We start from the raw sequence: 25,447 nt of genomic DNA, 5'->3' as shown, positions 1-25,447 counted from the left end.
GCCCTGTGACCGGACATCACGCAGACGTGATTTTTTATCTCATGGTGAATTCCGCAGCCCAGTCATGATTGGAGTAGTTGACCGCGGTAATTTTAACTTCACAGCGCGCGCCCCCACTTTCCTCAACGCTTTTATTCCACTTTGGCGCGCCGTTACGGCCAGGGAGCTTCAAATAGCTGGTTTTAAACCTGCAAACCTTCCGCCCAATCTTGTATTGAAAAATAACCGACGTTACATCAGCGGTAGGTCCTTTGACCTTAAAGACTGTTGAGGAACGCGTCCCCACACGAGCAGGTGGCTTTGGATCAGCGTGAGCGTAGGTATACGCACTGATACTCACCGGATCATAATCGGCATCAAAGTCAGAGTTATTCTTGAACGTAACAGCAGCTTCAGGCCCTGCCAGAGCAACACCTGATGTAGCAGCGACAGAAAGCGACGCGAGCGCCAAAGCGCTAATCAATTTCATTAGTTAATTTCCTTTTATCAATTATTAAAACTTGAGAAAAGGTAATCACCAAACGAAAGAACCCACAACTATCCGAACGGATAGTTAATGGATAGCGCCCCGCAATCACTGGACAATCAGACCAGCAAAAATATCAAATTTCCGAATATTCTTTATTTATTGTAAGAACTATCTTACGCACACCATATATAACTACCACTCAAGCAGAAACACCAATCACCAGACGTTATTTCTAACAATAAATAAATCCCGGAACTGGAATGCATTTCGGTAGGCGTTAACGAGTGTTGGCTCCTACAGGTCAAGCAACCATCGCAACCCCATCGCCACATGCTGCTCGGTGCTGTCGATCAACGGCAACGGACTTTTAACGCCATCAAGCAGCAAGCCGATTTCGGTACAGCCCAGAATCGCCGCCTGCGCACCCTGATCGCGAAGTTGTTCAAGCACTTTCAGGTAGTAGTCCCGAGCCGGTTGGTTGAATTGGCCCAGACACAATTCGGCAAAGATGACGCGGTCGATTTCGGCCATGGCTTGAGCGTCAGGCAGCAGGCATTCAATGCCAAAGCGCTCGGCAAGACGGCTGCGATAGAAGTCTTCCTGCATGGTGAAGCGCGTGCCAAGCAGTGCAGCACGTGACACGCCGCCGGCTTGCAGTGTCTGCCCGACGGCATCGCCGATATGCAGCAGCGGGATATTCACCGCAGCTTCGATGGCTGGAGCAACTTTGTGCATGGTATTCGTAGCCAGCAGCAGCGCGCCCGCTCCGGCTCGTTGCAAGCCGTGCGCGACCTGGGCCAGTTGCTCACCCGCAACGTCCCACTCACCTGACTTCTGCAACGTAGCGATACCCGCGAAGTCGACTGAATGCAGAAGAATAGGCGCCGAATGCAGGCCGCCCAGCGCATCACGAACACCCTCATTAAGACATTTGTAATAAGTGGCTGTGGATTCCCAGCTCATTCCGCCTATAACGCCGAGGGTTTTCATGCTTTGCTCCGTCGCTGAACCATTGAAATCAGCCTAAGGGCATTCCCCCGTCACAACCAGCTACAGCCAGACAAGAACCGAGCAGTACAATCTGCCAGTCATTAGATTTTGGAGGCATCATGTCCGACCCCATGCTGATCCCCTGCCCGCACTGCAACGGCCTTAACCGCATCCCGAGCGAGCGCCTCGGCGACCACCCCAAATGTGGCCGCTGCAAACAGCAGGTCTTGCTGAGCACGCCGTTCAATCTGACCCAGGGCGATTACGCCAGCCAGATCAAAGGTGATTTGCCACTGCTGGTGGATGTCTGGGCTGAATGGTGTGGGCCGTGCAAATCCTTTGCCCCTGTCTTCGAAAAAGCTGCCAGCGAACTGACCGGGCGCTGCCGGTTGGCCAAGCTGGACAGCGAAGCCAACCAGCAGCTATCTGGACAGTTGGGTATTCGTTCGATACCCAGCCTGATTCTGTTCCGCAATGGTCAGGAAGTCGCCCGTCAAAGTGGCGCATTCCCGTTGCAGCAGTTGCTGGCGTGGTTAAAAAGCCAAGGCATCTGACCGGCCCAAGGGAAAGCAGCGAACTCGCTTTGCTGATTTTTCCGTAGGGCATTTCCGAAACTGCGATTTGCCGCTCCCGATTGCGCGATTCGGACCTAGGATTCAGGTCCGACTCGCTTAACGGAAGCACACCTATGCCTTATGTAGTCAGGGAAGACGATCCAACCACTACTGGTGGTTTTGTATTGAGTGCTTCGGCAATACAGCGCCTGGACGAGCGCAAACTGGCGCGCATGGGCGATCCTGTGTGGTGCCCGGCATGTGGAACAGTCGGTTACATCGCTCAGGGCAACCCGACTTTTGTTGATGAATACATCGCCGTCGCGACCCATGGGCATCACGTGCGGTGTGAATGCGAGCCCGGCAGCCATCAATTGATAGCGACTCAGCAGACCCTGGCTGCCGACATGGATGCCGCTATTGATATCCCGAAGGGCCTGGCCAAACGCGCAAGGCTTGTGGTGGACAAGATGAATGCGGCGGTTAAAGACGGAGTGCAGCCTCGTGACCTGCGCACAGGCAGCAAAGCCTGACGTTCAAGGCGAAACATATTTTTGGAGGAGCTGCCGAAGGCTGCGATAGCGCTCAGTCTGAAACTCCGCTTCGCGACCGTCGTGACCTCCGATGACTCCTACAGGTCATGATTGCCACAGCATCACTTCACTCTACGCATTGGTCTCCAGCAAATGATGCAGCTCCACAAACTGCTGAGTCAGTTTGTGGCGTGGCTCGAGATAGATCAGCGGTTTACTGGCCTGATGTGATTCACGCATTTTCACCGAAGCATTCAGGTACACCGGCAAAACCGGCAAGCCCTCGGCAATCAACTCATCAAGAATCTGCTGCGGCAGGCTGGCCCGTGGCTGGAACTGGTTGACGATAATTCCTTCAATCTGCAGCTCTTCGTTGTGATCCTCACGAAGCTCTTCCACTTCCTTGATAAGACCGTACAGCGCCTGACGGGAAAAACTGTCGCAATCAAAAGGAATCAACACCCGATCCGCTGCGATCAGTGCTGAAACAGCATAGAAGTTAAGCGCTGGCGGGGTGTCCAGGTAAATCCGGTCGTAGTCCTCATCCAACTCGTCCAGCAGTTTCCTGAGTTTGTTGATCTTGTGCTTGGCTTCAAGCTTGGGCTGCAAGTCGGCCAGTTCCGGGGTGGCGGTCACAACATGCAGGTTGTCGAACGGTGTTTCGTAGATATCCACCTGATTTTTTTTCGCGAAGGGCCCTGACGACAGGGTCTGCTTGAAGAAATCCGCGATCCCCATAGGAATGTCATCACCCGTCAACCCGGTGAGGTATTGGGTCGAATTCGCTTGGGCATCAAGATCGATCAAGAGCGTCCGATACCCTTCGTGAGCACTGACCGCGGCCAGGTTACAGGCGATGCTGGACTTGCCAACGCCCCCCTTCTGATTGAAAACCACCCGACGCATGAGTTGACCTCCTTGGTGCCTGGATTGAGTACAGGGAATTAGTGGATGGCTGGAGTCTATGCAATGCACGTGACAACGGCGAGCGGTTCAGCCATCGACTCGACAGCATCCGACAATGAAAGTGGCAAATTTCGACATATTTGTTCTTTACAAATTGCTACTCATCATCCTCATCGGGATAATGCCCGACGTTTGAGCAAAAATTGCACGATCAGGGCAGATTGCCAGCTCTATAGCAGTAAGCAGTAGCCCGCAGGGGCGGGAAGATAAATCCATTGATCACCTTCAACATCGCACAATGGCGCGCCTGGGCACCGGGGTTGACTAGCGTCGGCGACTGGCAGCAGTGGAGTCAGCACCCAACGCCTTTGCAGAGCAGCGATGAAGCTCCGGATGTTTCGTTCCTGCCCGCCATGCAACGTCGACGCCTCGGTCGTCTGGCGCGCATGGCATTCGCTGTAGGCTGGCCACTGGCCGAAGGTCACGAGCGTTTGCCACTGGTGTTTGTCTCGCGCCACGGTGAAACACCGCGCACGTTCGAGATCCTGCGTGACGTAGCCGCCGACGAGCCTCTTTCACCGACACAGTTCAGCCTGTCCGTGCACAACGCAGTCATCGGTCTGTGGTCGATCATGCGCGGTGAAACCAGCGAAATGACAGCCTTGGCTGCCGCGGGTGATGGCCTGGAACATGGCGCTTTTGAAGCTGCGGCACTGCTGGCCGAAGGCGCATCCGCGGTGCTGTTGATCGTCACCGAAGAACAACCGCCCCACGCTTACTCGGACTGGATAGACGACGTGCCCTTTCCCTACGCCGTTGGCTTGCTGCTGACACCAGGAACGGACTGGCAGCTGTCCTTGCAACCCGCCGGCGAAGAGAAACTGCCGTGCAGCCCGTGGCCGCACGCCTTGAACCTGCTGCAGGCACTCAACACTGAACGCACCACATGCCGACACACCTGGAAGAACCGGTTATGGAACTGGCAACGCAACCACTGAAAAAGCGTCAGGACGCCTACTACTGGCGCTTGTTCGCAACTGCTATGTGCTTTGCCTTGTTCGGGCTGGGTGGGCTGTGCCTGCGTTTGCTGTTTTTTCCGCTGCTGCGCTGCCTGCCGGGTGATCAGGGCAAAAAACGCCAGCGGGCCAGAAGAACCATCAGCCGTCTGTTCTGGGTGTTTATTCAGCGCATGGCGCGTAACGGTGTCCTGACCTACGAAATAGAGGGCGCCGAACGCCTGGGTCGCCCCGGACAGATGATCATCGCCAACCATCCTTCGCTGATTGATGTGGTGTTTCTTATCGGTCTGGTGCGCGACGCCAACTGCGTGGTCAAACACAGCCTCTGGGAAAACCCCTTTACCTGCGGCCCGGTGCGCTCCACTGGCTACATCAGCAACGATGGCAGCGCCGAGATGCTCGACAACGCCGCCGACGCTTTGCGCGAAGGCCAGACCCTGATTGTTTTCCCGGAGGGCACCCGCACCCAGCCCGGTTGCGCACCTGAGTTTCATCGCGGCGCAGCGGCAATTGCCTTGCGTGGTGCCTCAGTGATCACTCCGGTCGTCATTCAGGTCAGCCCGACGACGCTGACCAAGGCCGAACCCTGGTATCGCATCCCGTTGCGTCGCGTGCATTTCAGTTTGCGCGTAGGTGCCGATATAGATCCACACGCCTTTGCTGCGCTTGGCCCGGCGCCTGTTGCGTCGCGCAAGCTCAACGATCACTTGCATCACTATTTCATTCGGGAGCTCGCCTTAGATGAGCGATCTACATCAAGACATTAAACAGCTGATCATCGATGCCCTGGGCCTCGAAGACATCAGCACCCATGACATTGGCAACGACCAGATCCTCTTCGGTGAAGGGCTGGGTCTTGACTCCGTCGATGCGCTGGAACTGGGCCTTGCCATTCAGAAGCGTTACGGCATCAAGATCGATGCGGACGCCAAAGATACCCGTGATCATTTCACTAGCGTCGACAGCCTTGCGGCTTTTGTCAGCGCGCGACAAGCGGCCTGAGGATTTGACATGCAAACCCGTGAAGACATCTTCGAAATCCTGCGCGATGCGCTGGTTGAGCTGTTCGAACTTGAGCCTGAGCGAGTCACTCTGCAAGCCAATCTTTATCAGGATCTGGAAATTGACAGCATTGACGCCGTGGACCTGATCGACCACATCAAACGCAAGACCGGCACCAAAATCGCTGCCGAAGAATTCAAGGCGGTACGCACCGTCAATGACGTCGTCGAGGCGGTTTACCGTCTGGCCAACAACGCCGAATGAAACGGCTGATTGGCCTGGGTCTGTTGCTGGCAGGCGTGCTGTACCCATTCGCGGTTTACTACGGCACCGAACACTTCGCACCCTGGCAGTTCGCACTGCTGTTGGGTGTCTTGTGGCTAGGACGAGCACTGACCGCAGGCCGACGGCCCGCCACGCTGATTACCGCACTGATCGCCATTGGCTTCTGCCTGTTGCTGGGCCTGCTGGGCAGCCCGCAATGGCTACGTTGGTACCCGGTGCTGATCAGTGTTTCGATGTTGAGCCTGTTTGGCATGAGCCTGATTTATGGGCCGCCGATCGTCGAGCGCCTGGCGCGCTTGAGCGACCCGCAACTGCCGGAAAAAGCCATTCGCTACACCCGTAAGGTGACGGTCGTGTGGTGCTGGTTTTTTCTCGCCAACGGGCTGACGGCGGCCGGCTTGACGCTGTGGGCTCCGCTGTCCTGGTGGGCGTTGTACACCGGGCTTGTTTCATACGGATTGATGGGCCTGCTGTTTGCAGGCGAATGGCTGATCCGCCGCCGAGTCAGAGGCGCGGCATGAAATGGAATGCATGAACCGGATGGTTGTTGACTGGATAAAACCCGAGCGTCTGTTGCTCGCCCCGCAGCCAGCCCGCGAGCTGACGCAGGGCCTGAACCACGCACAATTCTGCGAGCAGGCGTTGAGCGTCGCGGCGGGCCTTCGGGCCCGAGGCATCAAGCGCCTGGCGCTGCATCTTGAAGATGCGGGCGAACTGGCGGTTGCGCTGTTTGCAGCCTGGCGCGCAGGCGTCAGCGTATTGCTACCCGCCGACCTGCAAGCGCAGACCCGCGAGCGCTGGTCCGGGCATGTGGATGCCTGGCTGACGGACCTGCCCGGCGATCGCAAGCTGCATGAACTGCACGCCGAACCGTTGCCGTCCGAACTGCTGGATCTGGATCAATGCCGCCTGAGCCTGTGTACGTCCGGCTCCAGCGGTGAACCCAAGCTGATTGAGAAACGCCTGCGTCAACTGGCCAATGAAGTCGATGCACTGGAGCAACTCTGGGGCGCAGAGCTGGGCACGGCCTGCATCATCGGCAGCGTGGCGACTCAGCATATCTATGGCTTGCTGTTCCGCGTGTTGTGGCCATTGAGCGCAGGGCGTTGCTTCGTCCGGAAACAGCTGCCGTTCCCGGAAGACTTACAGCGCACCAGTCGTGAGTTCGCGAATTTTGCCTGGGTGGCCAGCCCCGCGCTGCTCAAGCGCATGGGCGACAACCTCGACTGGCCAAGCCTGGGTAAAGTACGTCGGGTATTTTCCTCCGGTGGCGCACTGCCTGCTGACGCAGCCGCCAGCCTTCACCAGCGCTTGGGCCAATGGCCGACTGAGATCCTTGGCAGTTCGGAAACCGGTGGCATCGCCTGGCGTCAAGGTCAGGACCTGTGGCAAGCCTTCGCTGACGTGGAGCTGGGTCAGGACGCCGACGGTGCCCTGCGTATCAGTTCGAGCTACATGCCGCCGGGCCACGTCGAGCAAACTGCGGACGCAGTTCGCATGACCGATGACGGCCGTTTTGAATTGATCGGCCGACTGGATCGCATCGTCAAGCTCGAAGAAAAACGCATTTCCCTGCCGCTGCTGGAGCAAGCACTGGTCAGCCATGAATGGGTCAGTGAAGCGCGTCTTGGCGTCGTGCAGGAAAATCGAGCCTCGCTCGGCGCGCTGGTGGTGCTGAGCGACGCGGGTTTGCATGCCTTGCGCAATCAAGGACGACGTAATCTGACGCAAACCCTGCGCCAGCACTTGAGCGGTCATTGCGAAGCCATTGCCCTGCCCCGCCGCTGGCGCATGCTGCGACAGCTGCCGTTGAATGCACAAGGCAAGCTGCCCCAGGCAGAGGTTCAAGCCCTATTGATGGCATCCCGCGGACTCGATCCGGAAGTGCTGGAGCAGCAGAACATTGATGGCGAGTGGCATCTGCAATTGAGTGTGCCGCCGGATCTGGCGTACTTCAGCGGACACTTTCCGAAGGTCCCGGTGTTACCGGGCGTGGTTCAGGTGAACTGGGCAATGGCATTGGGTCAGCGCTTGCTGGACGTGCCGCCGAAATTTGCCGGGATGGAAGTCCTCAAGTTTCAACAACTGGTCCGCCCCGGTGACCAGATCAGCCTGACCCTGCGGTTCGACACAGAACGCAGCAAACTCTACTTCGCCTTCCGCAACGGCGACGCAGCGTGCTCCAGTGGCCGGATATTGCTGGAGGTGGGAGATGTTTGACCCGAAGCTCCATGCTGCATCTTCCCTGCCGCTGCATGATCGCGCGGCAAACATCAGTTCTGTAGGAGCTCACGAGCATCGCGAGGCAGCGAAAGCGGTGTGCCAGCCAAGCCGCCATCGCTGCCTCGCGATGCTCGTGAGCTCCTACAGGACATTCATTCTCTGCCATGAACTCGATTCCAGCCTCAGCACATTCGCTCCCACACAGTCTCCAGCGCACTCGATAACCCGGGAACAGGTACCTACGCATGCATAACCCCTGCGCCATCATCCCGGTGTTCGACCATGAGCTGGCGGTACCTGCGGTGCTTGAAGCGGTGCTCGCGGCCGGTTTGCCGTGTGTCCTGGTAGACGACGCCAGCAGCCCGGCTTGCGCTGCAGTGCTGCGCGAACTGGCGCATGGCGATAACGTTTATCTGGTCACATTGCCCATCAATCAAGGTAAAGGCGGCGCGGTCATGGCGGGTTTCCGTGAGGCTCAGCGCCTGGGTTTCAGCCATGCCCTGCAAGTGGATGCTGACGGTCAGCACAATCTCGCTGATCTCGGCATTTTCCTCGAAACGTCACGCCAACAACCCAACGCGCTGATCTGCGGTTATCCGCAATACGATGCCAGCGTGCCCAAAGGCCGGTTGTATGCCCGCTACCTCACGCATTTCTGGGTATGGGTCAACAGCCTGTCCTTGCAGATCAAGGATTCGATGTGCGGTTTCAGGGTTTACCCGCTGGCGCCCGTCCTGCACCTGATCAATACCGTACAAGTGGGCAAGCGGATGGATTTCGACTCGGAAATCCTCGTGCGCCTGTCGTGGCTCAATCAGCCAATGATCTGGCTGCCGACCAAAGTGCATTACCCGCAGGACGGCTTGTCGCATTTCCGGATGTTCCACGACAACGCATTGATCTCGAAAATGCACACCAAGCTGTTCTTCGGCATGTTGGGACGTTTCCCGTTGATCCTCTGGCGACGGTGGTTGCCATGATCGGTTTGCTGGCAGGAAATGCAGGAACTCACGAGCAAGCGTTCGTCCTCACACACCGCCACCGCGGCCTCGCGCTGCTCGTGCGCACCTACAGGGGGACGCAACGATGACCGATAAGCACTGGGCCAAACACGAAGAACGCGGCAGTTTCATGCTGATGAAACTCACCGCATGGGGCGTACGCCATCTGGGTCGTCGGGTGCTGAGCCCGGTGCTGCACGGCATCGTGCTGTATTTCTTCCTGTTCGGCCGTCAGGCGCGCAAGAGTGCCTGGGAATATCAACGCCGCTTGTCCGAGTGGAGCGCCAGACCAGAGCTGATGCCAACCCACAAACGGGTGTTCGGCCAGTTCATGGCCTTTGCTGATTCGTTGCTCGACAAGCTCGACGTCTGGAACGGCAAGCTGCGCCTGGAGCAGATCGAAATCGTTGACCCGGCCCTGTTGCGCACTCAGTTGCGTGGCGAACGCGGCCAGATGCTGGTGGGCGCGCATCTGGGCAATCTCGAAGTCTGCCGCGCGCTGGCCGAACTGGGCGAAAAAGTCACCATGAACGTGCTGGTCCATACCCGGCACGCCGAGCGCTTCAACCGTCTTTTGGGTGAAGCCGGCGCGACCAATCTGCGTCTGATTCAGGTCAGCGAGCTGGACCCGTCGGTCATGCTGCAACTGAGCCAGCGTCTGGATGAAGGCGAATGGCTGGCCATCGCCGGTGACCGAGTGGCCCTTCATGGCGGGCGCAATGCACGGGTCGACTTCCTCGGAGCCAAGGCTGCGTTCCCCCAAGGCCCGTGGCTGCTGGCCGGACTGCTGAAATGCCCGATCAATCTGATTTTCTGCCTCAAGCGCCCAAGCGGTTATCAAGTGACGCTTGAGCCTTTCGCCAATACCGTCGAATGGCGGCGCAGCGACCGGCAACAAGTCATTGCCGATCACGCTCAGCGCTATGCCGACCGCCTCGCCCACTACAGCCTGCAAGCCCCGCAGCAGTGGTTCAATTTCTACCCTTTCTGGAAGTCCGATGACGAATCAAGTTCCTGAGCCGGTCACCTTCGGCGAGCGTGCGTTGCAGATCGAAGACGTGCTGGCCCTGGCTAATCGCCAAGTCCCTACGGTCCTGCAAAGCGACAGCGCCTACCGTCAGCGCATCGCCAAAGGCGCGCAGTTCCTCGATTCGCTGCTGGACAAGGAAGGCGTGATCTACGGCGTGACTACCGGTTACGGTGATTCCTGCGTGGTGGCTGTACCGCTGCAGCATGTGGAAGCCTTGCCACGTCACCTGTACACGTTTCACGGTTGTGGGCTGGGCAAACTGCTCGATGCCCAAGCCACTCGTGCGGTACTGGCGGCGCGTTTGCAGTCGTTGTGCCACGGCGTTTCCGGGGTTCGCATTGAACTGCTGGAGCGGCTGCAGGCATTTCTTGATCAGGACGTATTGCCGCTGATTCCGGAAGAAGGCTCGGTGGGTGCCAGCGGCGATCTGACGCCGCTGTCTTACGTCGCGGCGACCTTGTCCGGCGAGCGCGAAGTCATGTTCCGCGGCGAACGCCGTCAGTCCAGCGACGTGCATCGCGAGCTGGGCTGGGACCCGTTGGTGTTGCGCCCCAAAGAGGCCCTGGCCTTGATGAACGGCACAGCGGTGATGACCGGTCTGGCGTGCCTGGCCTTTGCCCGCGCTGATTACCTGCTGCAACTGGCAACGCGTATCACCGCGATGAACGTCGTTGCGCTGCAAGGCAACCCTGAGCATTTCGACGAACGCCTGTTTGCTGCCAAGCCTCATCCGGGCCAGATGCAAGTGGCGGCCTGGTTGCGCAAGGATCTGGCCATCGACGCACCAACCGCGCCACTGCATCGTTTGCAGGATCGCTACTCGCTGCGCTGCGCCCCCCACGTGCTGGGCGTACTGGCCGACAGCTTGAACTGGCTGCGTTCGTTCATCGAAATTGAATTGAATAGCGCCAACGACAATCCGATCATCGACGCCGAAGCCGAACGCGTGCTGCACGGCGGGCATTTCTACGGCGGCCACATTGCGTTCGCCATGGACAGCCTGAAAAACCTCGTCGCCAACGTCGCCGATCTGCTTGATCGCCAGCTCGCGCTGCTGGTAGATGAACGCTACAACCACGGGTTGCCGAGCAATTTGTCGGGTGCGCCAGCGGACCGGGCGATGATCAACCATGGCTTCAAGGCCGTGCAGATCGGCACCAGCGCCTGGACCGCCGAAGCCTTGAAGAACACCATGCCAGCCAGCGTGTTCTCGCGTTCTACCGAGTGCCACAATCAGGACAAAGTCAGCATGGGCACCATCGCCGCCCGGGACGCCATTCGCGTGCTGGAGCTGACCGAGCAAGTGGCAGCCGCCACATTGATCGCCGCGAATCAGGGCGTCTGGCTGCGCAGTAAGGCCGCTGATGCGCGCCCTCTACCACCAGCGCTGGCAGCCATGCACGAACAACTGGCCGCTGATTTCCCGCCGGTGATTGAAGACCGTGCGCTGGAAGGTGAACTGCGTCTGTGCCTGCAGCGCATCGCTGATCGCCACTGGAGGTTGCATGCGCAGTAAAGGCGTAATCGATGTCGACACCGAAATTCTGGTGCCCTTTTTTGACGTCGACTCGATGAACATCGTTTGGCACGGCCATTACATCAAGTACCTGGAAGTCGCCCGCTGCGCCTTGCTGGACCATATCGGCCACAACTACACGCAGATGCTCGAATCCGGCTACGGCTGGCCGGTGATCGACATCCAGTTGCGCTACGTGCGCGGCGCGGTATTCGGCCAACGGCTGATCGTGCGCGCCAGCCTTGTGGAGTGGGAGAACCGCTTGAAGATTAATTACCTGATCACCGACGCCGAGACCGGCGAACGCATGACCCGCGCCAGCTCGATTCAGGTGGCAGTGGCCATCGAAACCCGCGAAATGCAGCTGGCGTCGCCGAAAGCCTTCACTGATGCGGTTGAGAGGGTGTTGCCATGAATACAGCAACCCCAACACCTGTAGGAGCTCACGAGCACCGCGAGGCAGCGATAGTGGTCTGCCTGACCTTCCGCCATCGCTGCCTCGCGGTGCTCGTGAGCTCCTACAGGAAAAGCATTTCAGGGCTTTGCCTTATGGCGCTGCTGTGCCTGTCACCACCGGCCCAGGCTTTTGACCTACAGCAACTAAGCGATCAACTGGCAAAACCGGTCGTGGTACGCGGCAATTTCATCCAGGAAAAACACCTGCGCGCCCTGCCAACTCCATTGATCAGCAAAGGCCGTTTTGTACTGGCCAAGGAGTTCGGTCTGCTGTGGCTGCTGGATACGCCGCTCAAACAGGATTACCGCATCACCCCGGCTGGCATTGCCCGCCGTGACGCAGCCAATGGCTGGCAATTGCTGCCCAACAAGAGCGCCGGAGCTGAACAGAACCGACTGTTCCTTGCCGTGTTGCAGGGTGACAGCAGCGGCCTGCAGCGCGACTTCGAATTGCAGCTCAAAGGCGATGCCAAAGCCTGGCAACTGACATTGACCCCGCGTTCGCTGTTGCTGCAACAGGTGTTCAAGCAGATCAATATCGACGGCGGGGAATTGGTGCAGCGTATCGAACTGCTGGAAACCCAAGGTGACAGCACACTGTTGAAGATGGTCGACAGCCAGAGCGTGCCAGCCTTGAGCGATGCGGAGCGTACTGATTTTGCGAATTGAACGCCTGTTGCCGCGCCTGTTCCTGATCATCCTGTTGGCGGTGCTGGCTCTCGCGGGCTGGCAATGGCGCGACGGTGCGCCGCTGTCAGCCAACCTGATGGAGCTGGTCCCCGGTAGCAGCCCCGACCCTTTGGAACTGCGCGCCGAACAGCGCATGCAAGAACCACTGAACCGCGAAATGCTGGTGTTGGTCGGCCACACCGATCAGCAGCAAGCCATCAAACTGGCCCAAGAATTGGGAGAGCAATGGCAGGCCAGCGGTCTGTTCGACAAGGTCCAATGGAGCCTGCAAGCCGATCTGCCTGCGCTGCGCACCCAACTACTGCAAGGTCGACTGGCGATGCTGCCAACGGCAGACCGGACACAATTGATCGACAACCCGCAGGCCTTTATTCAACAACGCGTGCAAAGCCTGTTCGACCCATTCAGCGGCTTCAGCCTGGTGCCCAGCCAGGATGACTGGCTGGGCCTGACCGGACGTATTCAGAGCGGCATGCCGCAACACGGCGCCGTGCGGCCGGATATCGGCACCGGGGCGCTAATCGCCAACGCCGATGGCAAAAACTGGGTACTGCTGCGAGCCCGCACAAACGGCGATGCGTTCGACATGCACTTGCCGCTGCGCGTCGCCGACTTGCTCAGCGCGGCCCGCCAACAGGCTGCGCAGGCCGATGGGCAGTTACTGGCAGCCAGCGGCCTGCTGTATGCGGCCGACGGCCAGCGTCAGGCCAGCCGGGAAATCACCTGGGTCGGCGGTGGTGCAACAGCGGGTATTTTGCTGTTGCTGTTGCTGGCTTTCCGCCGCTGGCGCGTGTTGCTGGCGTTCGTGCCGGTGCTGGTAGGCATGCTGTTTGGCGCCGTCGCCTGCGTCGCGCTCTTCGGTCATATGCACGTGATGACACTGGTACTGGGTTCCAGCCTGATTGGCGTAGCGGTGGACTACCCGCTGCATTACCTGTCCAAAAGCTGGAGCCTGAAACCCTGGCGCAGCTGGCCTGCCCTGCGCCTGACGCTGCCGGGCCTGAGTCTGAGCCTGGCGACCAGTTGCATCGGATACCTGGCGTTGGCCTGGACGCCTTTCCCGGCGCTGACACAAATCGCCGTGTTCTCTGCGGCGGGCCTGATCGGCGCTTACCTCACTGCCGTTTGCCTGTTGCCCGCGCTGCTCAACAGCACTGAATTGAACCCGGCTCAATGGCCTTTGCGTCTGGCTGATCGCTTGTTGGGCTGGCGCGAAACCCTGCTGCAACGGGTCGGCACGCCCATTCTGCTGACGTTGCTGGTGCTGTTCTGCGCAGCAGGACTGTGGCAACTGACCACCAAGAATGACATCCGCCAATGGATCTCGGCGCCGCCGCAACTTACCGCGCAAGCGCAGACCATTGCGAAGATCACGGGTTACCAGCCCACCAGCCAGTTCTTTCTGGTCGAGGGCAAAGACCAGCAAGAATTGCTGGAGCGTCAGACGGCACTGACACAACGTCTCGATCAACTGGTCAATCTGGACGAACTGAACGGTTATCTGGCGTTGAACCAGTTGGTCGCGCCCCCTTCCGAACAAGACGCCGTTCGCAAAGCCCTGAGCACCTTGCCTGAGCACTGGCAAACGCTGGTTGAGCTCGGCGTTCCCGCCAGCGCGCTGCAAGCTGAACTGAATCAACTGCAGGCGTTGCCGGTCACCGACATCGACGCGGCACTGGCCGGACCACTCGGCGAGCCATGGCGAGTGCTATGGCTGGGCGCAAGCAAGAACGGTGTCGCTGGCATGGTCAGCCTGCAAGGTTTGAACAACGCCGCCTTGCTGCGTTTGCAAGCTCAGGACTTGCCGGGCGTGCGGTTGGTGGATCGCCTGGGACAACTTAACACTGTCTTTGCCGCCACCCAGATCAGCGCCGCAGAATTGAAACTGGCGTCCTGCGTGTTGATCGTGCTGTTGCTGATTGCGCCGTTCGGATTCGGCGGTGCGCTGCGCATCGTCGCGCTACCGTTGCTCGCCGCGCTATGCAGCCTTGCCAGCCTGGGTTGGCTCGGTCAGCCGCTGACGTTGTTCAGCCTGTTCGGCCTGTTACTGGTGACCGCGATCAGTGTTGACTACGCAATCCTGATGCGCGAACAGATTGGTGGTGCCGCAGTGAGTTTGCTGGGTACCTTGCTCGCCGCCGTCACCACCTGGTTATCGTTCGGTTTGCTGGCCGTTTCCAGCACGCCCGCCATCAGCAACTTTGGCCTGTCGGTGAGCCTCGGACTGGCGTTCAGCTTCATGCTCGCACCGTGGGCTGCCTCTCGAAAGGCCAAGCCTGCAACTGAAAGCGAGGCTCATTCATGATGACCGCGCTGTTCTGGTTGATGGCCTTACTGATGTTTGCAGTCGCGACGCATCTGGGACGCCGTTTCGGCTTGATTCCCATCGTCAGCCAGTTGCTACTGGCGACCTTCGCCCTGCCGCTGATCATGCTGTTCTGGGTGGAACCGCACTGGCAACTGAGCGGTGCACAGCTAGTGTCGCCAGTCTGGCTAAAGACCTTGTATGGCCTGAGTTTCGCCATCGTGTTGGGGCACATCCTCAGCGACGTTATCGACGTAAAGATGGATCGCCAAAGCCTGAAAGTCGCACTGCCTAGTTTTGCTGTGCCATTTCTGGCCGGGCTGAGTTGCGCCTTCTGGTTTCTACCCGCACAGCCGTGGATCAGTTCACTGGCTCTCGGCCTGGTATTCGCGATTACGGCAATACCGGTGCTGTACCTGTACCTGCGCCATATCGACTATCCGCCAGAGGCGACCCGGCGTCTGGTGCAGACCGCAATCCTTATCGACCTGATGTGCTGGAGCCTGTTTGGCATCGCCCAAGGCAGCCTGAACATCAATAGCCTTTTACTGCCGCTGCTCGGCGCGTGCGTGCCTTTGCTGCTACGTGTTCTGCAACTGGGCCAGCCGCTGGTTTACAGCCTCACGTTCTTTGCCCTGCTGATGGTGGCCGAGCACTACAAGCTCAACGCGCTGATTTTCGGCATCGGCTATCTGCTGTGCATGGCCCGACTCAAACAGCCATGGGTGCTGCCGATCAGGCGCGAATGGTTCATGCACCTGCAAACCTGGCTGGCGATCCCGCTGATCCTGACTTTCGGCATCGTGCAGATCAACGTGCATAGCGCCATGGGCAGCCTCGGTTGGGTACAGCTCGGTGCGCTGATTCTGCTGCCGATTGCCAGCAAGATGCTCGGCAACTGGCTCGGGTTGAGCTGGGCAACGCCGTCGTTTGCCGGTGCCAGCCGCTGGCGTGAAAGCGTGCTGCTGAATATTCGCGGCCTGAGCGAAATCGTCTTTCTCAATATGCTGCTGCAACAACAACTGATCAACCCGGCGCTGTACTTCGCGCTGATGCTGATGAGCCTGCTCGCGACCCTGATGCCAGCGTTGCTGGGCATGGGCCGCGCACCGGTGCAGCCACCCGTAAACGCTGTCGATCCAGTAAGGAAGTCATATGTCAGTAACTGATAGGGAAAGCCGGACAGTCGTCGTGATTGGAGCAGGTCCCGCCGGTGCGATCGCCGCTGTTCTGCTCAAGCGTAACGGGCATGACGTGCTGATCATTGAGCGCCAGCAATTCCCGCGTTTCTCCATTGGTGAAAGCCTGCTGTCCCACTGCCTGGACTTCGTCGAAGAGGCCGGCATGCTCGACGCCGTAAAGGCCGCAGGCTTTCAGAAGAAAAATGGTGCAGCCTTTGCGTGGCGCGATCAGTACAGCGCATTCGACTTCGGCGACACCTTCAGCGAAGGCCAGCCATCGACCTTCCAGGTACAACGCGGTGAGTTCGACAAACTGTTGGCCGATCAGGCTGAATTGCAGGGCGTGGAAATCCGCTATCAGCAAGAGATCATCGCGGGCGATTTCAACAGCCCGCAACCGGTCTTGAGCGTACGTCGCGAAGACGGTAGCGAGTATCAGATACAGGCGCAGTTCGTGCTGGACGCCAGCGGCTATGGTCGCGTGCTGCCGCGCTTGCTGGACCTGGAAGCACCGTCGAATTTTCCGGTGCGTCAGGCGGTGTTCACCCACGTTGAGGATCACTTCCCGGAGTCCTTTGACCGCGAGAAAATCCTCGTCAGCATTCACCCTGAAATGCGCGATGTGTGGTTCTGGTCGATCCCGTTCAGCAACGGCCGCTGCTCCATGGGTGTCGTCGCTGCGTCCGAACGTTTCAAGGACAAACCCGAAGACCTCGACGCCTGCCTGCGCGAGTTCGTCGACGAAACGCCGCATCTCAAGGAACTGCTCAAAAACGCCGTCTGGGACACTCCGGCGCGCACCATCGGCGGTTACTCGGCCAACGTCAAAACCCTGCACGGTCCGGGCTTTGCGCTACTGGGCAATGCGGCTGAATTCCTCGACCCGGTGTTCTCCTCCGGCGTGACCATTGCCATGCGTTCGGCGAGCATGGCGGCGGGGGTTCTGCATCGCCAACTGCAAGGTGAAACGGTCGACTGGCAGGCTGAATTCGCCACACCGCTCAAGCGTGGCGTAGACACCTTCCGCGCCTACGTTGAAGGCTGGTACGAGGGCACTTTCCAGGATGTGATTTTCTACCCGGAAAGCACTCGGGATATCCGCCGCATGATCAGCGCGATTCTGGCCGGATATGCCTGGGACCCGCTTAACCCGTTTGTTGCCGAGCCCAAGCGCCGCCTGCGCATGCTCTCGGAAATCTGCGCGAGTACAGCTCAATGAGCGGGCCGTTCCTGAGCGACAAATACGTCGAAGAAACCCGTTTCGGTTTGTGGTTCCTTCGTAGCCATACCTGGCAACACCGCGTGTTGCGGGTGGCGATCGACGATCTGCGCAGCCTGTTTGACGGCGCACCGCCAAGCCAGCCAGTACTGCTCGACGCGGGTTGCGGTCAGGGCAAGTCTTTCAAGCGCCTGTGTGAAGTGTTTGCGCCATCACGCCTGTTAGGTGTGGACGCTGATCCTGAAAGCCTGACCATGAGCCGCACTGAAGCCCGGCTTCAAGGCATCGATGTCGAACTGATCGGCAGCGACTGCGCAGCCCTGAAACTGGCCGACGCCAGCGTCGATATCCTGTTCTGCCACCAGACATTCCACCACCTGGTCGAACAGGAACAGGCTCTCGCCGAGTTCTATCGGGTGCTCAAACCCGGCGGTTATTTGTTGTTCGCTGAATCCACCGAAGCCTATATCGACACCTGGGTGATCCGCTGGCTGTTCCGCCACCCGATGCATGTGCAGAAAAGTGCTGAGCAGTACCTGCAAATGCTCCGCGATCAGGGCTTTGAGTTTGGTGCGCAGAACGTGTCTTACCCGTATCTTTGGTGGAGCCGCTCCACTGATTTCGGTTTGCTGGAACGTCTGAAGCTGCGCAAGCCAGCGCCTGTTGGCCAACGCGAGGAAACCTTGGTCAATGTGGTGGCGCGCAAACCTTTCGAGGGTGAAAGAACATGATTCGCGCATTGCTGATTGCCTGTGCCCTGCTGCTCACGGCGTGTGCCAGCCAGGCCCCGCTGCCTGTTTCGGTCCCCGAGCTGCAGCTGCCTATGCAATTGCACATCCAGCGCCAGCAGGCTGATCAGCGTCAGGACTGGTTACTGGTGATTCAGCAGGAAGCCAGCGGATTGCGCTGGTCACTGATGGACCCGCTGGGCATTCCCCTTGCCCGCCAGCAATTGATCAACGGCCAGTGGCAAGCCGACGGCCTGTTACCGCCCAATGCCGAAGCCCGGGAACTGTTCGCGGCGCTGCTATTCGCCCTGACCCCGGACAACGAGTTGGGGCGCAACTATCCGACGGCTCAGCGCCGAGGTACGCAACGCATTTTCAATGAACGATGGGGCGTGGAATACAGCAGCGCCGACACCTTCAGGCTGGTCGTCCTCACCGGCAAAGACGGCAGGATCAACTATGGCATCAGCCCGCTGAACAGTGAGGCCCTGCAGTGAACGCCTACCTGAACGCACTGGGCCTGATTTGCTCCCTGGGCAGTGGCCGTGAAGAAGTCGCACGCAGGCTATTTGCCGCCGACACGTCAGGCATGGTTGCAGAAAGCGGCTGGGTGCCGGATCGCATTTTGCCGGTGGGTGCAGTCAAAACAGAATTGCCGCAAATCCCCTCTGCTTTGGCCTCCCACAAAAGCCGCAACAATCAGCTGTTGCTGGCGGCTGCCCTGCAGATCGAGCCGGATATCCGTGAGGCCATCACGCGTTATGGCACTCATCGTATAGGGGTGATTCTGGGCACCAGCACGTCGGGCATCGACGAAGCCGGGCGTGGCATTGGCGCATGGTTGAGCAGCCAGCAGTTCCCTGCTGATTACCACTATCAGCAACAAGAGCTGGGTGCAGCGGCCAATTTCCTTTCGGAGTGGCTGGAGCTGAGCGGCCCTTCCTACGTGATTTCCACTGCCTGCACGTCCAGCGCCCGCGCCCTGCTCAGTGCCCGACGCGCCTTGGACATGGGCCTGTGCGATGCGGTGCTGTGCGGCGGTGTCGACACGCTGTGCAAACTTACCCTGAACGGTTTCTCGGCGCTGGAAGCGGTTTCGCAACAGCGCTGCAACCCGTTTTCGCGCAATCGTGACGGGATCAATATCGGCGAGGCTGCGGTGTTGTTTCTGATGACCCGCGAAGCCAGCGGCGAGCATTCGATTGCGTTACTGGGTGCGGGCGCAACGTGCGACGCGCACCATATTTCCGCTCCCGAACCGAGCGGTCGCGGAGCACGTGAAGCCATGCAACAAGCGCTGGACAATGCCGGGCTTGCTGCGACGCAGATCGGTTACCTGAACTTGCACGGCACGGCCACGCCTCACAACGACGCCATGGAAAGCCTGGCCGTGAACGCTATTTTCCCTGACGGCGTGCCCTGCTCTTCGACCAAACCCATGACCGGCCACACGCTGGGCGCAGCGGGTGCGCTGGAAGCAGCGTTCTGCTGGCTGAGCCTGGCACCGGAAAACACTGACCACGCGCTGCCGCCTCACACCTGGGATGGCGAAGCAGACCCGCTGCTGCCGCCTTTGCAGTGGACTAACGCGCAGACTCGCCTGGCACAAACGCCAAAGCGCTACCTGATGAGCAACTCGTTTGCCTTCGGCGGCAACAACATCAGCCTGATTATCGGAGACGCCTCATGATTGCCTGGCCGCTCGCAGAACTGCTGCCCCATGCCGGCGACATGATCCTCATCGATGAGGTGCTGTCGTTCGACGAAGAACAGATTCACACTCGCCTGACTGTCACACCCGGTGGACTGCTCAATGACGCCAAAGGCAACATGCCCGCCTGGGTGGGCATCGAGCTGATGGCTCAGAGTGTCGCCGCCTACGCAGGCTGTAAGGCTCGTACTCAAGGTGAACCGGTAGTACTGGGCTTTCTGCTCGGCAGTCGCAAGTTCGAATGCAACGTGGAACACTTTCCCGCGGGCAGTGAATTGACCATCCACGCCCTGCGCTCGCTGCAGGACGACAACGGCATGGGTGTTTTCGAGTGTCGCCTGACCGGCCCGGCCATTGAAGCGTTTGCCCGCCTCAGCGTGTACTGCCCGCCCAACCCCGATCAATACCTGAACGAAGGAGCCGGCACATGACTGACTCGATACTGGTCACCGGCTCCAGCCGTGGCATCGGCCGCGCCATTGCGCTACGACTGGCGCAAGCAGGCTTCGACCTGATCCTGCATTGCCGCAGTGGACGCACCGAAGCCGAAGCTGTCCAGGCCGAAATCGTCGCCTTGGGCCGTCAGGCGCGGATCCTGCAATTCGACGTGGCTGACCGCGAAACCTGCAAAGCCATTCTGGAAGCGGATGTGGAAACCCACGGTGCCTATTACGGTGTGGTGCTCAACGCCGGACTGACGCGTGACGGCGCCTTCCCGGCGCTCAGCGACGATGATTGGGACGTGGTGCTCAGAACCAACCTCGATGGCTTCTATAACGTGCTGCACCCGGTAATGATGCCGATGATCCGTCGTCGTGCGGCCGGTCGCATCGTGTGCATCACCTCGGTTTCAGGCCTGATCGGCAACCGTGGCCAAGTCAATTACAGCGCGTCCAAAGCGGGCGTGATCGGTGCCGCCAAGGCGCTGGCCATCGAGTTGGGCAAGCGCAAGATCACCGTCAACTGCGTCGCGCCCGGTCTGATCGATACCGCCATGCTCGACGAAAATGTTCCTGTGGATGAATTGATGAAGATGATCCCCGCACAGCGCATGGGCACCCCTGAAGAAGTCGCTGGTGCGGTGAATTTCCTGATGTCCGCCGAAGCCGCGTATATCACTCGCCAGGTACTGGCCGTCAACGGAGGCCTGTGCTGATGAAGCGCGTCGTCGTCACCGGCATGGCCGGTATTACTTCACTGGGCAGCGACTGGGCGAGCGTTGAAGCCAACTTCAACGCCAACCGCAGCGGCATTCGGCGCATGGACGAATGGGATCGCTTCACCGAGCTGAACACGCGGCTGGCGGGCCCTATCGATGATTTCGCCGTGCCGTCGCACTGGACCCGCAAACAACTGCGCAGCATGGGCCGGGTCTCGCGTCTGGCAGTGGGCGCGGCCGAACAGGCCTTGATAGGTGCGGGCCTGCTCAATGACCCCATCATCCGTGACGGGCGCATGGGCACCGCCTGCGGCTCATCCACGGGCAGCACCGAAGATGTAAAAGCCTTCGGCAACATGCTGCTCAACTCGGTGGCCGTTGGGCTCAACGCCAACTCTTACGTGCGGATGATGCCGCACACCACGGCGGCCAATATCAGCATTTTCTTCGGGCTGACCGGTCGTCTGATCCCGACGTCCAGCGCCTGCACCAGCGGCAGCCAGGGCATCGGTTATGCCTATGAGGCAATCAAGTTCGGCCGCTTGCCGCTGATGCTGGCCGGGGGCGCGGAAGAACTGTGCCCTACCGAAGCCATGGTCTTCGATGCGCTGTATGCCACCAGCCTGAAAAACGACGCGCCCCACACCAGCCCGCGCCCGTATGACACCCGACGTGACGGCCTGGTGATCGGCGAAGGCGGCGGCATGCTGGTGCTGGAAGAACTGGAGCACGCACTGGCCCGTGGCGCGCACATTCATGCAGAGCTGGTGGGTTTCGGCAGCAACGCCGACGGCGCGCACAGCACCCGCCCTGAACAGGCGACCATGCGCCGCGCCATGGAGCTGGCGCTGGAAGACGCCAACCTGCCGCCTGAAGCCATCGGCTACGTCAACGGTCACGGCACCGCAACCGAGCAAGGCGACATCGCTGAAACCCTCGCCACCAGCAGTCTGTTTGGCTCACGCATGCCGATCAGTTCGCAGAAAAGCTTTCTGGGCCACACCCTGGGCGCATGCGGTGCGCTGGAGTCCTGGTTCTGCATCGAGATGCTCAATCGCGACCGTTACATCCATACGCTGAACCTGAACGAGATCGACCCACAGTGCGGCGACCTGGATTACCTGCGCGGCGAGCCTCGGCAGATGAGCCACGAATACGTGATGAACAACAACTTCGCTTTTGGTGGGGTCAACACGTCGTTGATTTTCCGCCGCTGGTCCTGACCCTTTTACCTAGTCTCAAGGAGAGATCGTTATGCAAATGAAATCCTGGATCGCCGCTGCTGCCATTGCGTTGTCCGTCCTGCCTGCTGTCAGCCAGGCCCGCGACACAGCGTTGTTCCTGCCGTTTCAGAAAGTCATCAATGACATGACCGCTGCTGGCAAAATCGATGGCAGCGTAAAGTTCTACCTGGCAGGCGTACCGCCAAAAGGTAAGGTTACCGTGGTCAGCCCTGGCGCTGTGACCAACAAAAAAACCAACGCATTCAACAAGACCGATACTGAAGCGTGTGAGTGGGTCCTGCAATCGGCCATCCTGCAGATGTACGGCGCAGCGAAAAACGCCAACGCCAACGCCGTGACCAACATCACCAGCTACTACAAAAGTATCGAACGCAAAGACCCGGTGAACTACGAATGCCATGCCGGTGCAATCATCGCTGGCGTTGCGTTGAAGGGTGATCTGAGCAAGGTGGACTGATCCCACGTTGCAGATAGTGGTAGGAGCCAACTTGTTGGCGAGGCAGTTTGCCTGATACACCGCGTAAAGCGGCTCGCGAACAAGTTCGCTCCTACCGGGAATCGGTATCCGATCAGACTACAACTGAAAACGCCCAACCATGGTTTTCAGATCGTGGGACAGTCCCGACAGAGACTGGCTGGCCGAATCTATCTGCCCGGCCCCCTCCGAGGTCTGGATCGACAGATCACGGATGTTGACCAGATTGCGGTCGATTTCCCGCGCCACCTGCGCCTGCTCCTCTGAGGCACTGGCGATCACCAGATTCCGTTCGTGGATCAGCGAGATAGCCTGGGCAATTTCGTCCAGCGCACCACCGGCAGTTTTGGCCATGTCCAGGGTCGTGAGCGCCTGCTCATTGGTGGCCTGCATGGTATCAACGACCTTCGCTGTACCAGCCCGAATAGCGGCGACCATCTGCTCGATTTCCTGAGTCGAAGTCTGAGTACGCCCCGCCAATGCGCGGACTTCGTCGGCAACGACAGCGAAACCTCGTCCTGCTTCTCCCGCGCGAGCAGCTTCAATCGCCGCGTTAAGCGCCAGCAGATTGGTTTGCTCGGCCACGCCCCGAATCACATCCAGAATCTTGCCGATGTCCTGGGAATGCTCAGCCAGCTCACGAACCTGTGAAGACGCGTCCTCTACACGCTGCCCCATACGCTCGATGGCTTGAATAGTCCCGTCGACTCGTTGGCGCCCCATTTGTGCGGTGCTCGTTGAGGCGCTGGAAGCATCTGCCGTGGAGACCGCGTTGCGAGCTACTTCCTCAACAGCCACCGTCATTTCGTTGACCGCTGTAGCAGCCTGCTGGATTTCGTCGTTCTGGTTGTGCAGATCACCCGAGGTCTGAGTAGTAATTGCAGTCATCTCTTCGGCGGCGGTGGCCAGTTGATCGGAGGAGTTGCCGATCAGACGCAAGGTATCCATCAAGGCTTGCTGCATATCACCCAGCGATTTCTGCAGATCGGCCGCCTCGTCCTTGCCATCAACCTCGATAGTCCCGGTCAGGTCACCACGGGCAATACGCCGGGCGGCACCGATGGCGCCATTGAGTGGTTGCACAATGCTGCGCGTCAGCAGCCAGGCCAGCGCGACGGTCAACACAAATACCAGCACCAGCACGGCCACGGTGGTCTGCATGGCCGTGTCGTAGCGTTGCTCGGCCTGCTGGGTGTAAAGGCTGCCTTGTTCGAGGTTGATCTTGACCAGCTCGTTGAACAAGTCACCCGTCTGATTGGACAGATCCTGGATGGTGCCATTGAGCAGCGCTGTCATCCCCGGGATGTCGCCCTTCTCGGAAAGCTTCTGATAACTATCCAGCGCCTGTTGATACTGGGCCACGACGCTTTGCATCCTGGTAAACGATGCACGAGCGACTTCGGGCACGATCGGGGTATACCCCTCAAGTGCCTTGCTCAATTCGCCACGCAGAAACACCAGACGCTGGGTGGAAGGCCCCAGGACAGCGGGATCACGGTTGATCATCAGCCGGAATGTGAGAACCCGAATGCCCAGTGAGTTATCACGAATACTGCCCAGCCATCGGGTCCCGGCGTGCGACACCTGCTCGGTGTGCACAACCGCCTCGCGCATCTGCGTGATCTGGTGCATGGAGAAGATCCCGAAGCCAAGCATCAACACACTGATGACGCCAAAACTCAGAAATGCACGTGTTGAAATACGTATCTGCCGAAGCGCCATAGGTCACCGAAAACTGGAAAGGTCTTTAAATTGTCTCGACTTCGGGCAGCAGAACTTGACCTCAAGGCCACGATTAATTGGCTACTTGTCCTCTGTCCGGCGCGTCACCAGCTCTACAAAAGCCCTCGCCATCGGTGATTGCTGATCCTTGCGCTGCACCAGCCAGACGGCGCTGGTGGCCTCCGGATCAAGTAACGTGCGATAGACCACACCTTCGATTCGCATACGTCGGTAGGACGCAGGCAACACGGTCACGCCAAGCCCCGCAGCAACCAGGCCAATGATGGTCATGACCTCTCCCGCTTCTTGAGTGATCAAGGGGCTGAACCCGGCCGCTCGCGCCAGATCGACAAGCTGCGCATACAAACCGCTGCCGTAAGTGCGTGGGAAAAACACGAAGGGTTCACTGGCCAGTTCTGACAAATGGATGCCTTGATCGCTGCCCTGTGCCAGCGGGTGATCCGCATTGATGATCGCCACCAGCGACTCGCGCAACAGCTCATGTACCACCAGGGAATCCGGCAACGCCAGTGGCCGCATGATGCCGACCTGAATGGACTCATCCTCAAGGCCGGCCGCAACCTCTTTACTGTTCATTTCCTGCAACGACAGGTGCACCGCGGGAAAGGTCTGGCGAAAAGCGAGGATCGCTTGTGGAATACTCGAGGTGAACGGCGCCGACGTGGTGAAGCCGATCTTCAACTCCCCCAGTTCCCCCAACTGCGCACGACGAGCGACATCTGCAGCCTTGTCGACTTGCGCCAGCACCAAACGGGCTTCGTCGAGAAACAACCGGCCCGCCTCGCTTAATTCCACACGCCGATTGGTGCGATCAAACAGACGCGCCCCCAGTTCCTGCTCCAGCGCCTGAATCTGCTGGCTCAGCGGTGGCTGGGAAATGCCCAGAACTTGCGCAGCCCGACCGAAGTGCAACTCTTCAGCGACCGCTATGAAGTAGCGAAGATGACGTAATTCCATGGCCTTTCCAATAAGTCGTTTTACCTATCAAACAGGTCGAACAATATATTG

General features: G+C 59.2%; 28 protein-coding genes and 1 pseudogene. 23 read left to right on the top strand and 6 right to left on the bottom strand.

Features of this window, described 5'->3' with window-relative positions; translation table 11 throughout:
• Positions 1 to 34: 34 nt before the first annotated feature.
• Both AUC60_RS19335 and AUC60_RS19330 read right to left on the bottom strand, forming a co-directional pair.
• Positions 35 to 469, bottom strand: a complete 435-nt coding sequence (locus AUC60_RS19335; protein ID WP_087271242.1) for a hypothetical protein — start codon at positions 467 to 469, stop codon at positions 35 to 37.
• A 294-nt stretch (positions 470 to 763) separates the two neighbouring features.
• Positions 764 to 1,459: an aspartate/glutamate racemase family protein gene (locus AUC60_RS19330; protein WP_087271239.1), complete on the bottom strand. Its 696-nt coding sequence runs from the start codon at positions 1,457 to 1,459 to the stop codon at positions 764 to 766.
• Positions 1,460 to 1,578: 119 nt separating this feature from the next.
• Here AUC60_RS19330 and trxC point away from each other — a divergent pair, with 119 nt between their 5' ends.
• Together trxC and AUC60_RS19320 are read left to right on the top strand one after the other, a co-directional pair.
• Positions 1,579 to 2,013, top strand: coding sequence for a thioredoxin TrxC (gene trxC / locus AUC60_RS19325; RefSeq protein ID WP_087271236.1), 435 nt, complete (start codon positions 1,579 to 1,581; stop codon positions 2,011 to 2,013).
• A gap of 134 nt (positions 2,014 to 2,147) precedes the next feature.
• Complete coding sequence (locus AUC60_RS19320; RefSeq protein ID WP_087271233.1) at positions 2,148 to 2,546, top strand: PAAR domain-containing protein; 399 nt, start codon at positions 2,148 to 2,150, stop codon at positions 2,544 to 2,546.
• A 132-nt stretch (positions 2,547 to 2,678) separates the two neighbouring features.
• On the opposite strand, the gene AUC60_RS19315 is transcribed toward AUC60_RS19320, so the two are convergent.
• The gene (locus tag AUC60_RS19315) at positions 2,679 to 3,452 is read right to left on the bottom strand and encodes a ParA family protein (protein ID WP_087271230.1); all 774 of its coding nucleotides are present in this window, start codon (positions 3,450 to 3,452) and stop codon (positions 2,679 to 2,681) included.
• A 275-nt stretch (positions 3,453 to 3,727) separates the two neighbouring features.
• Between AUC60_RS19315 and AUC60_RS19310 the strand changes: the two genes are divergently transcribed.
• The 21 genes from AUC60_RS19310 (at position 3,728) to AUC60_RS19210 (ending at position 22,678) form a co-directional block, all read left to right on the top strand.
• Complete coding sequence (locus tag AUC60_RS19310; protein ID WP_087271227.1) at positions 3,728 to 4,450, top strand: beta-ketoacyl synthase chain length factor; 723 nt, start codon at positions 3,728 to 3,730, stop codon at positions 4,448 to 4,450.
• Positions 4,426 to 5,238 carry a lysophospholipid acyltransferase family protein gene (locus AUC60_RS19305; RefSeq protein WP_087271224.1) on the top strand — a complete coding sequence of 271 codons (813 nt, stop codon included), beginning with the start codon at positions 4,426 to 4,428 and terminating at the stop codon, positions 5,236 to 5,238. Before AUC60_RS19310 ends, AUC60_RS19305 begins: the two co-directional genes overlap by 25 nt.
• Positions 5,213 to 5,473, top strand: a complete 261-nt coding sequence (locus AUC60_RS19300) for a phosphopantetheine-binding protein (RefSeq protein ID WP_087271221.1) — start codon at positions 5,213 to 5,215, stop codon at positions 5,471 to 5,473. Before AUC60_RS19305 ends, AUC60_RS19300 begins: the two co-directional genes overlap by 26 nt.
• A 9-nt stretch (positions 5,474 to 5,482) precedes the next feature.
• Positions 5,483 to 5,737 (top strand): acyl carrier protein, encoded by a 255-nt coding sequence (locus tag AUC60_RS19295; RefSeq protein WP_087271218.1) that lies wholly within the window; start codon positions 5,483 to 5,485, stop codon positions 5,735 to 5,737.
• Positions 5,734 to 6,279 (top strand): COG4648 family protein, encoded by a 546-nt coding sequence (locus AUC60_RS19290; RefSeq protein ID WP_087271215.1) that lies wholly within the window; start codon positions 5,734 to 5,736, stop codon positions 6,277 to 6,279. Before AUC60_RS19295 ends, AUC60_RS19290 begins: the two co-directional genes overlap by 4 nt.
• Before the next feature lie 19 nt (positions 6,280 to 6,298).
• Positions 6,299 to 7,978 carry an ApeI family dehydratase gene (locus AUC60_RS19285; RefSeq protein ID WP_405623985.1) on the top strand — a complete coding sequence of 560 codons (1,680 nt, stop codon included), beginning with the start codon at positions 6,299 to 6,301 and terminating at the stop codon, positions 7,976 to 7,978.
• Positions 7,979 to 8,226: 248 nt separating this feature from the next.
• Positions 8,227 to 8,961 carry a glycosyltransferase family 2 protein gene (locus tag AUC60_RS19280; protein WP_087271210.1) on the top strand — a complete coding sequence of 245 codons (735 nt, stop codon included), beginning with the start codon at positions 8,227 to 8,229 and terminating at the stop codon, positions 8,959 to 8,961.
• A gap of 106 nt (positions 8,962 to 9,067) precedes the next feature.
• Positions 9,068 to 10,000: an LpxL/LpxP family acyltransferase gene (locus AUC60_RS19275; RefSeq protein WP_087271206.1), complete on the top strand. Its 933-nt coding sequence runs from the start codon at positions 9,068 to 9,070 to the stop codon at positions 9,998 to 10,000.
• A complete protein-coding gene (locus AUC60_RS19270; RefSeq protein WP_087271203.1) occupies positions 9,981 to 11,528 on the top strand; it encodes an HAL/PAL/TAL family ammonia-lyase in 1,548 nt (515 codons plus the stop codon). The genes AUC60_RS19275 and AUC60_RS19270 overlap by 20 nt, the downstream gene beginning before the upstream one ends.
• Positions 11,518 to 11,943: an acyl-CoA thioesterase gene (locus tag AUC60_RS19265; RefSeq protein WP_087271201.1), complete on the top strand. Its 426-nt coding sequence runs from the start codon at positions 11,518 to 11,520 to the stop codon at positions 11,941 to 11,943. Before AUC60_RS19270 ends, AUC60_RS19265 begins: the two co-directional genes overlap by 11 nt.
• A gap of 134 nt (positions 11,944 to 12,077) precedes the next feature.
• Positions 12,078 to 12,653 (top strand): outer membrane lipoprotein carrier protein LolA, encoded by a 576-nt coding sequence (locus AUC60_RS19260; RefSeq protein WP_087271198.1) that lies wholly within the window; start codon positions 12,078 to 12,080, stop codon positions 12,651 to 12,653.
• The gene (locus AUC60_RS19255) at positions 12,625 to 14,979 is read left to right on the top strand and encodes an MMPL family transporter (RefSeq protein WP_087271193.1); all 2,355 of its coding nucleotides are present in this window, start codon (positions 12,625 to 12,627) and stop codon (positions 14,977 to 14,979) included. Before AUC60_RS19260 ends, AUC60_RS19255 begins: the two co-directional genes overlap by 29 nt.
• A complete protein-coding gene (locus AUC60_RS19250; protein WP_087271190.1) occupies positions 14,976 to 16,148 on the top strand; it encodes a cation:proton antiporter in 1,173 nt (390 codons plus the stop codon). The genes AUC60_RS19255 and AUC60_RS19250 overlap by 4 nt, the downstream gene beginning before the upstream one ends.
• Complete coding sequence (locus tag AUC60_RS19245) at positions 16,135 to 17,379, top strand: NAD(P)/FAD-dependent oxidoreductase (protein WP_087271188.1); 1,245 nt, start codon at positions 16,135 to 16,137, stop codon at positions 17,377 to 17,379. Before AUC60_RS19250 ends, AUC60_RS19245 begins: the two co-directional genes overlap by 14 nt.
• Complete coding sequence (locus AUC60_RS19240) at positions 17,376 to 18,110, top strand: class I SAM-dependent methyltransferase (RefSeq protein ID WP_087271185.1); 735 nt, start codon at positions 17,376 to 17,378, stop codon at positions 18,108 to 18,110. Before AUC60_RS19245 ends, AUC60_RS19240 begins: the two co-directional genes overlap by 4 nt.
• A complete protein-coding gene (locus AUC60_RS19235) occupies positions 18,107 to 18,604 on the top strand; it encodes a DUF3261 domain-containing protein (RefSeq protein ID WP_087271182.1) in 498 nt (165 codons plus the stop codon). Before AUC60_RS19240 ends, AUC60_RS19235 begins: the two co-directional genes overlap by 4 nt.
• Positions 18,601 to 19,797, top strand: a complete 1,197-nt coding sequence (locus AUC60_RS19230; protein WP_087271179.1) for a beta-ketoacyl-[acyl-carrier-protein] synthase family protein — start codon at positions 18,601 to 18,603, stop codon at positions 19,795 to 19,797. Before AUC60_RS19235 ends, AUC60_RS19230 begins: the two co-directional genes overlap by 4 nt.
• Positions 19,794 to 20,249 carry a hotdog family protein gene (locus AUC60_RS19225; protein WP_087271176.1) on the top strand — a complete coding sequence of 152 codons (456 nt, stop codon included), beginning with the start codon at positions 19,794 to 19,796 and terminating at the stop codon, positions 20,247 to 20,249. The genes AUC60_RS19230 and AUC60_RS19225 overlap by 4 nt, the downstream gene beginning before the upstream one ends.
• Positions 20,246 to 20,974 (top strand): 3-oxoacyl-ACP reductase FabG, encoded by a 729-nt coding sequence (fabG, locus tag AUC60_RS19220; protein WP_087271173.1) that lies wholly within the window; start codon positions 20,246 to 20,248, stop codon positions 20,972 to 20,974. The genes AUC60_RS19225 and fabG overlap by 4 nt, the downstream gene beginning before the upstream one ends.
• A complete protein-coding gene (locus AUC60_RS19215) occupies positions 20,974 to 22,200 on the top strand; it encodes a beta-ketoacyl-ACP synthase (protein ID WP_087271170.1) in 1,227 nt (408 codons plus the stop codon). The genes fabG and AUC60_RS19215 overlap by 1 nt, the downstream gene beginning before the upstream one ends.
• A 31-nt stretch (positions 22,201 to 22,231) precedes the next feature.
• Entirely contained in the window at positions 22,232 to 22,678 is a 447-nt protein-coding gene (locus tag AUC60_RS19210) for an excinuclease (protein ID WP_087271167.1), read from the top strand.
• Between the two features lie 117 nt (positions 22,679 to 22,795).
• Here the strand turns inward: AUC60_RS19210 and AUC60_RS28620 are convergent, their stop codons facing one another.
• From AUC60_RS28620 to AUC60_RS19200, 3 genes and pseudogenes are all read right to left on the bottom strand, one after another.
• Positions 22,796 to 23,584 carry a methyl-accepting chemotaxis protein gene (locus AUC60_RS28620; protein ID WP_420800745.1) on the bottom strand — a complete coding sequence of 263 codons (789 nt, stop codon included), beginning with the start codon at positions 23,582 to 23,584 and terminating at the stop codon, positions 22,796 to 22,798.
• 72 nt (positions 23,585 to 23,656) lie between these two features.
• Positions 23,657 to 24,418, bottom strand: a pseudogene (locus AUC60_RS28615) (MCP four helix bundle domain-containing protein); the annotation flags it as partial.
• Between the two features lie 81 nt (positions 24,419 to 24,499).
• Positions 24,500 to 25,396: a LysR family transcriptional regulator gene (locus tag AUC60_RS19200; protein ID WP_087271161.1), complete on the bottom strand. Its 897-nt coding sequence runs from the start codon at positions 25,394 to 25,396 to the stop codon at positions 24,500 to 24,502.
• Between the last annotated feature and the right edge of the window lie 51 nt (positions 25,397 to 25,447).

Origin of the sequence: Pseudomonas caspiana, assembly GCF_002158995.1 — a bacterium.
GTDB lineage: Bacteria > Pseudomonadota > Gammaproteobacteria > Pseudomonadales > Pseudomonadaceae > Aquipseudomonas > Aquipseudomonas caspiana.
This window is presented reverse-complemented; position numbering and strand designations above follow the sequence as displayed.